At 69.7% G+C, this 2863-nt stretch carries 5 protein-coding genes; 3 read left to right on the plus strand and 2 right to left on the minus strand.

Annotation, left to right across the window (positions count from 1 at the left end; genetic code table 11):
* Nucleotides 1-151 (plus strand): CGNR zinc finger domain-containing protein (locus Q1N79_RS09385; protein ID WP_300606929.1); only part of this gene is annotated, 151 nt, incomplete at its 5' end.
* On the opposite strand, the gene Q1N79_RS09390 is transcribed toward Q1N79_RS09385, so the two are convergent.
* Complete coding sequence (locus Q1N79_RS09390) at nt 134-289, minus strand: hypothetical protein (RefSeq protein ID WP_300606919.1); 156 nt, start codon at nt 287-289, stop codon at nt 134-136. The genes Q1N79_RS09385 and Q1N79_RS09390 overlap by 18 nt on opposite strands.
* Nucleotides 290-302: 13 nt before the next feature.
* Entirely contained in the window at nt 303-548 is a 246-nt protein-coding gene (locus Q1N79_RS09395; RefSeq protein ID WP_300606921.1) for a hypothetical protein, read from the minus strand.
* Between the two features lie 106 nt (nt 549-654).
* Between Q1N79_RS09395 and Q1N79_RS09400 the strand changes: the two genes are divergently transcribed.
* Both Q1N79_RS09400 and Q1N79_RS09405 read left to right on the plus strand, forming a co-directional pair.
* Nucleotides 655-1224 (plus strand): flavin reductase family protein, encoded by a 570-nt coding sequence (locus tag Q1N79_RS09400; RefSeq protein WP_300606924.1) that lies wholly within the window; start codon nt 655-657, stop codon nt 1222-1224.
* Between the two features lie 37 nt (nt 1225-1261).
* Nucleotides 1262-2854, plus strand: coding sequence for a 4-hydroxyphenylacetate 3-hydroxylase N-terminal domain-containing protein (locus Q1N79_RS09405; protein WP_300606926.1), 1593 nt, complete (start codon nt 1262-1264; stop codon nt 2852-2854).
* Nucleotides 2855-2863: the final 9 nt, after the last annotated feature.

Genomic DNA, 2863 nt, shown 5'->3' on the forward strand with positions numbered 1-2863 from the left:
CCGGTGCGCCGCGCCCGGCTGCCACGCCGTCCTCGTCGACCTGTCACGGAACCGCTCGCACCGCTACTGCGACACCGGTAACTGCGGCAACAGGCAGCACGCCGCCGCCTACCGCGCCCGGCGGGCGCTGCGGTCAGCCGCCGGCGGCTGACCGGCCCCGCCGCAGCGCCGGCACGTCCGCGACCACGGTGCACGATCCGGGGGCTACCTCGGTGAACCCGCGGTCGCGCACCACCGGCAGGCCGCTGGCCACGAGCCGCGCCCAGGGTTCCGGCGCTGCGGTTCGCACGGCAAGGTCAAAATCATTGGCCTTCCATTCCGAACGGTCCCGTGGTTCCAGCCGCCACCAAGGCCAGCTGCGCGGCGTGGCCGGCCTGCGCCATGGCCTTTCCCGCGGTCATCGCCAGCTCCGGATTCAGCCAGAGCACGGGCGTGCCCGCGCTTACCTCGCCCGGCGGCAGCGGATCTTCAAGCCGGGGAGCGGCCCGCTCGACGCGGACGACGAGCGGCAAGGCGTACTGCGGCGCCTCGCCGGCACATCCGTCCACGCGTCCCCTTGACTTCGGTCCTGACCCTGGCAAGCCTTAGAAGTTATCCGGGCAGCGAACGAGCCGTCCGCATACCGAACATAATCCCTCTTGGCCGGGAGCGGCGATGCGAGTCGACTCGCGTGAGTTCCGCCAGTGCCTCGGGCAGTTCGCGACAGGGGTGACGGTCGTGACCTGCCGGACCGAGGCCGGACTGCACGGAGCGACCGTCAACGCGTTCACGGCCGTCTCCCTTGACCCGCCGCTGGTGCTTGTCGCGCTCGACCGGCGCGCCAAGGTCTGCGGCTACATCACCGGGCGCCCGTTCGCGGTGACCGTGCTGGACAGCGACGCCCACCAGATGGCGCTGCACTTCGCCGGCCAGCAGGGGCACGGCGCCGCGGTCGGCTGGGTCGACCACGAGGTCGCGCCGCGCATCGCGGGCGGCCTGGCGTGGTTCGCCTGTACCCCGTGGGCCAGCTATGACGGCGGCGACCACGTGCTGCACGTCGGCCTGGTCCAGGACTGCCAGCGTCACCCCGACGGCCCCGACAGCCGGCCGCTGGTATTTCACGGCGGCGAGTTCCGGTCGGTCGGCGAGCACCTGGCCGGCGCCCCGTGGCTGGACACCCTCGACTCTCCCGAATGCGACATCGGCTGGGTGCTGCCGCGCCTTACCGGCAGCACCGCCCGATGATCCCGCTTCCCATCTCACCGCGGAGGAACCCGACACCATGACCGTGACCGATCCGCAGAACACCGGCCAGGCGCAGGCTGCCGCGGTGTCCGGCGGCACGCCCGCCGCGACCCGTCCGATGACCGGCGATGAATACATCGAGAGCATCCGCGATGGACGCGAGGTGTACATCTACGGTGACCGGGTCCGCGACGTCACCACGCATCCGGCCTTCCGCAACCCGGTGCGGATGACCGCCCGGCTGTATGACTCGATGCGCGACCCGAAGCTGCACGACCTGGTGACCTGCCCGACCGACACCGGAAGCGGCGGGTACACCATGCGGTACTTCCGCGCCGCGCGCAGCGCCGCCGACCTGGTCGGCGACAGGGACGCGATCGCGCAGTGGGCCCGGCTCACCTACGGCTGGATGGGCCGCAGCCCCGATTACAAGGCCGCGTTCCTCGGCACGCTGGGCGCCAACGCCGACTTCTACGATCCGTACCAGGCCAACGCGCTGCGCTGGTACCGCGAGTCCCAGGAGAAGGTGCTGTACTGGAACCACGCGATCATCCACCCGCCCGTTGACCGCAACCGGGCGCCGGACGACGTCGCCGACGTGTTCGTGCACGTGCAGAAGGAGACCGACAACGGGCTGATCGTCAGCGGCGCCAAGGTGGTCGCCACCGGCTCGGCGATCACCAACCTGAACTTCATCGCCCACCACGGCATCCCGCTCAGGAAGCGCGAGTTCGCGCTGATCTGCACGATCGCGATGGGGACGCCCGGGATGAAGCTCATCTGCCGGCCCTCCTACACGGCGATGGCGGCGGTCATGGGCAGCCCGTTCGACTACCCGCTGTCCAGCCGGCTGGACGAGAACGACACCATGTTCATCCTCGACAACGTGCTCGTGCCGTGGGAGAACGTGTTCGTCTACGCCGACGTCGAGAAGGCAAGCAACTTCTTCCCCGCCTCCGGGTTCCTGCCCAGGTTCACCTTCCAGGGCTGCACCCGGCTGGCCGTCAAGCTGGACTTCCTGGCCGGCCTGCTGCTCAAGGCGCTGTCGATCACCGGCACCAGGGACTTCCGCGGCGTGCAGTCGCGCGTCGGGGAGGTGCTCGCCTGGCGGAACCTGATGTGGGCGCTGACCGACTCCATGGCCCATAACCCCGACCCGTGGATCGGCGGCACCGTCCTGCCCAACACGAACTCCGGGCTCGCCTACCGCTGGTTCATGACGCTGGGCTACCCGCGGATCAAGGAGATCATCGAGCAGGACCTCGGTTCCGGGCTGATCTACCTCAACTCGCACGCGGCCGACTTCGCCAACCCCGAGATCCGCCCGTACCTGGACAAGTACGTCCGCGGCTCCAACGGCTACGACGCGGTCAACCGGGTCAAGGTGATGAAGCTGCTGTGGGACGCGATCGGCACGGAGTTCGGCGGCCGGCACGAGCTGTACGAGCGGAACTACTCGGGCAACCACGAGGCCATCCGCACCGAGATCCTCGCCGCGCAGGACGCGATGGGCCTCACCCGCGGCTACGAGGACTTCGCCGACCTGTGCCTGTCCGAATACGACCTGGACGGGTGGACGGTCCCGGACCTGATCAACCCCGGCGACGTCAACCAGGTCGGCACGTTCTGACCCGGCCGG

The organism is Trebonia sp. (assembly GCF_030042015.1).
Classification (GTDB): Bacteria; Actinomycetota; Actinomycetes; order Streptosporangiales; family Streptosporangiaceae; genus Trebonia.

Excerpts from the sequence above, each read along its gene's own strand:
- Q1N79_RS09400 (WP_300606924.1), top strand. The coding sequence starts at position 655 with ATGCGAGTCGACTCGCGTGAGTTCCGCCAGTGCCTCGGGCAGTTCGCG.
- Q1N79_RS09405 (WP_300606926.1), top strand. The coding sequence starts at position 1,262 with ATGACCGTGACCGATCCGCAGAACACCGGCCAGGCGCAGGCTGCCGCG.